Below are 4518 nucleotides of genomic sequence, written 5' to 3' on the forward strand. Positions count from 1 at the left end.
TCTCGCCGATCGAGTGCCCGGCCACGAAGTCCGGCCGCAGCCCCCAGCTCTCCAGCAGCCGGAACAGGGCGACTTCGACGGCGAACAGGGCCGGCTGGGTGTACTCGGTACGGTCCAGGAGCCCCGCGTCCGTGCCGAACAGAACGTCCTTCAGCGGCAGTTCCAGCCGCTCGCAGACCGCGTCGAGCGCGGCGGCGAACACCGGCCGGGTCGCGTACAGCTCGCGGCCCATGCCGGGGCGCTGGCTGCCCTGCCCGGTGAACAGGAAGGCGGCCTTCCCGCCGGCGGGCGAGCCGTTCACCACGCCGGCCGCGGAGCCGCCCTCGGCCAGCGCGGCGAGGCCGGCCAGCAGGCCCTCGCGGTCGGCGGCCACGACGGCTGCCCGGTCCTCGAACCGGGCGCGCCCCTCCGCAAGCGACCACGCGACGTCGAGCGGGGCGGTGCCGTCGTGCTCGCGGGCGTGGGCGAGGAGCCGTGCGGCCTGCTCGCGCAGGGCGTCCCGGCCCTTGGCGGACAGCAGCCACGGCACGGCCCGCGGGGCCTGCGGCGCGGTGTCCCCGGCCGGCTGTGCGGGGGTGCGGTCGGCCTCCGGCGCCTGCTCGATGATGGTGTGGACGTTGGTGCCGCTGACACCGAACGCGGAGACGCCGGCCCGGTACGGGCGTCCGGTCTCCGGCCACGGCCGCGGCTCGGTGAGCAGGGAGACGGCGCCGGCCGTCCAGTCGACGTGCGGGGTGGGGGCGTCGACGTGCAGGGTCCGGGGCAGGACCCCGTGCCGCATCGCCATGACCATCTTGATGATGCCGGCGATGCCGGCGGTGTTCTGCGTGTGCCCGATGTTGGACTTCAGGGAGCCCAGCCACAGCGGCCGGTCCGCGGGCCGGTCCTGTCCGTAGGTGGCGAGCAGGGCCTGGGCCTCGATGGGGTCGCCGAGGGTGGTGCCGGTGCCGTGCGCCTCGACCGCGTCGACGTCGGCGGGGGCCAGGCGGGCGCTTTCCAGGGCCTGGCGGATGACGCGCTGCTGGGCGGGCCCGTTGGGGGCGGTCAGTCCGTTGGAGGCGCCGTCCTGGTTGACGGCGGAGCCGCGCACCAGGGCCAGGACGCGGTGGCCGTTGCGGCGGGCGTCCGACAGCCGCTCCACGAGCAGGACGCCGACGCCCTCCGACCAGCCGGTGCCGTCGGCCGCCTCGGCGAAGGACTTGCAGCGGCCGTCGGGCGACAGCCCGCGCTGGCGGCTGAACTCGACGAAGACGTCGGGGCCGGCGAGGACGGTCACGCCGGCCGCGACGGCCAGGGAGCACTCGCCCTGGCGCAGGGCCTGGACGGCCATGTGCAGGGCGACCGAGGAGGACGAGCAGGCCGTGTCGACCGTGGCGGCGGGGCCCTCCAGGCCGAACACGTAGGCGAGGCGTCCGGAGACCACGCTGGAGGCGGTGCCGGTGAGGAGGTGGCCCTCCACCCCGTCGGGCAGGTCGCCCGAGCCCGAGCCGTACGCGTTGGCGGAAGCGCCTACGAAGACGCCGGCGCGGCTGCCGCGCAGGGTCGCCGGGTCGATGCCGGCCCGCTCGAAGACCTCCCACGTGGTCTCCAGCAGGAGGCGCTGCTGGGGGTCCATGGCGAGGGCCTCGCGCGGGGAGATCCCGAAGAACGCCGGGTCGAACTCGGGTGCTCCGTAAAGGAATCCGCCGTCGCGGGCGTAGGTGGTGCCGGGGTGGTCGGGGTCGGGGTCGTACAGCGACTCGACGTCCCAGCCGCGGTCGGTGGGGAAGCCCGCGATGGCGTCGCCGCCGCGCTCGACGAGCGTCCACAGGTCCTCGGGGGAGGCGATTCCTCCGGGCAGGCGGCAGCTCATGCCGACGATCGCGACGGGTTCGCGGGAGGCGTCGGTGAGCTCCTGGTTCCGGCGGCGCAGCCGCTCGGTTTCCTTGAGGGAGGCCCGCAGCGCTTCAACGACTTTTTCGTTCTGGGTGGTCATCATTTGCTCCGCACTTCGGGCACGTCAGGAGTTGCTGTTGCTGGTGGTGTCGCCAGTGGTGTCGCCGGCGTCGGGGTCGCCGCCGTCGAGGGCGAGGTCCAGGAGGTCCTGGAGGTCCATCTCGTCGATGGACGCGACCGGGTCGGCGGGGTCCGGGCCGGCCTCGTCGGCGGCCGGGGTGTCGGGGGCGGCGAGCCGCAGGAGGGTGTCGAGGAGTCCCGCGGCGCGGATGCGGCCGATCGGGACGGCCGCCAGGGTCCGCCGCAGTTCGGCGTCCTGCGGGTCGGTGTCCGGGTCGGCGCCGGAGGCGCCGGTCGCCGCGCCCCCGGCGGTCTCCGCCGGGGAGAGGGTCCGCAGCAGGTGCCGGGTCAGGGCCTGCGGGCTGGGGTGGTCGAAGACGAGGCTGGACGGGAGCCGCAGTCCGCACGCGGCGCCGAGGCGGTTGCGCAGGTCGACGGCGGTCAGGGAGTCGAAGCCGAGGTCCTTGAACGCCCGGTCGGGGGCGACGGCTTCGGCGGACGGGTGGCCGAGGGCGGCGGCCGCGTGCTCGCGCACGAGGTCGAGGAGGAGGGCCTCCCGGTCGTCGCCGGACAGGCCGGCGAGCCGGCCGAGCAGGTCCGCGGACGGGTCGCGCACCGCCTCGACGCCGTCGGCCGCGGGGTCCTGGCGCAGCGCGGCCCGTACCTCGGGCAGGTCGCCGACCAGCGGCCGGGGCCGGGCCGCGGCGAACACCGGGGCGAACGTCGCCCAGTCCACGTCCGCGGCGGTCACCGCCGGGTACGGGCCCGCCACGGCGCGCTCCAGCGCCAGCAGGTTCGCAGCCGGGGCGACGGGCGGCAGTCCGCGCCGGGTGAGCTGCTCCTCCGCCTCGCCCTCGGCGGCCATGCCGCCGTCGGCCCAGGGTCCCCAGGCGATCGCCGTGGCGGCGAGCCCGCGGGCAGCGCGGCGGTCGGCGAGCGCGTCGAGGAACGTGTTCGCGGCCGCGTACGCGCCCTGGCCGCCGCTGCCCCAGGTGCCGGCGACGGACGAGAACAGCACGAACGCGTCGAGCGAGTCCGGCGCGTCGAACAACGCGTCGAGGTGGACGGCGCCGGCCGTCTTGGCGGTGACGACCCGGGCGAAGCCGGGGAGGTCGGTGCCGGTGCCGGGTGGCTGGGAGACGCCCGCGGCGTGGACGACGGCGCGGACCGGTGTGCCGGCGGCCGCGAGGTCCCCCACGAGCGCCGCGAGGGCGTCCCGGTCGGCGACGTCGCAGGCCGCGAGGGTCACGTCCGCGCCGAGGGCTTCGAGTTCGGTACGGATCCCGGCCGCGCCGGGTGCGTCGGCGCCGCTGCGGCTGACGAGGACGAGCCGTTCCGCGCCGCGCTCGGCGAGGTGCCGGGCCACGTGCCGGCCGAGGGCGCCGGTGCCGCCGGTGACGAGCACCGTGCCGCGCGGGGTCCACCGCGCGGGCGCGGCGGTGTCGGCGGGGGTGGCGCGGACCAGGCGGCGTACGAAGGTGCCGGCGGGTCGGACCGCCAGCTGGTCCTCGCCGCCGGGCCCGGTGAGGACCTCCGCGAGCCGGGACGGGGTCCTCTCGTCCAGGGCCTCGGGCAGGTCGACGAGCCCGCCCCAGCGGGCGGGGTGCTCCAGGGCGACGACCCGGCCCAGACCCCAGACCTGGGACTGGACGGCGCCGCCGAGCGGGTCGCCGGGGGCGGCGGCGACGGCGTCGCGGGTGACGCACCACAGGGGCGCGTCGGCCAGGACCGAGGGTGCGCCGGGGTCGGTGAGCACGGCGGCGAGGACGTGGCTGAGGGCGAGTCCGACGGGCACGCCCGGGTGCCCGGGGTGGGACCGCTCGTCGAGCGCGAGGAGCGACAGGACGCCGGTGACCGGAGCGGCAGCCGAGGTCTCGCGCAGCCGCTCGTCCAGCCGGGCCCGCAGGGCGCCGGGGTCGGTGTCGGCGGTGTCGAGCGCGAGGGTGCGGGTCTGGAGGCCGGCAGCGCCCAGGTGGCCGGTCAGGGCACGGACCCACGGGTCATCGGTCAGCGGGGCCGGCACGGCGACCAGCCAGGTGCCGCCGGGGACCGGCGCGGTGGCGGACGCGGCTGTGGCGGACGCGGCTGTGGCGGACGCGGCTGTGGCGGACCGGACGCCGGTCCACGGCTGCCAGGTGACGCGGTAGAGCAGCGAGTCGGCCTGCGCCTGGGTCTGCCGGCCGCGCCGCCAGGCGGACAGCGCGGGCAGGGCGGCGGCGAGCGGCTGGTCGCCCTCGACGTCGAACTCCTCGGCGAGGGCGGCCAGGTCGGCCCGCTCGACGACGTCCCAGAACCTGGCGTCAGCCCCGCTCACGGCGGAACCGTCCCGCGTCGCTCCGGCCGCGGGCGCCGCGGCCTGCTCGGGCCAGTGGCGCCGCGACTGGAAGGGGTAGGTGGGCAGGTCCACGCGGCGGGCTCCGGTGCCGGAGTAGAACGCCGCCCAGTCGACGGCCACACCCCGGACGTACGCCCGGGCGAGCGCCCCGACGACGGTATCGGCCTCGGCACGGCCCGCGCGGAGCA

Annotated in this window: 2 protein-coding genes; both read right to left on the reverse strand. The window is 77.2% G+C overall.

What is annotated here, in order from left to right; translation table 11 throughout:
• On the reverse strand, nucleotides 1-1978 hold a 1978-nt coding region (locus IF43_RS0135185; RefSeq protein WP_037891465.1), incomplete at its 3' end, for a type I polyketide synthase.
• A 21-nt stretch (nucleotides 1979-1999) separates the two neighbouring features.
• The coding region (locus tag IF43_RS0135190) for an SDR family NAD(P)-dependent oxidoreductase (protein WP_158939676.1) at nucleotides 2000-4518 on the reverse strand (2519 nt) is incomplete at its 5' end.

It is taken from the genome of Streptomyces sp. NRRL S-87, from assembly GCF_000719335.1.
Classification (GTDB): Bacteria; Actinomycetota; Actinomycetes; order Streptomycetales; family Streptomycetaceae; genus Streptomyces.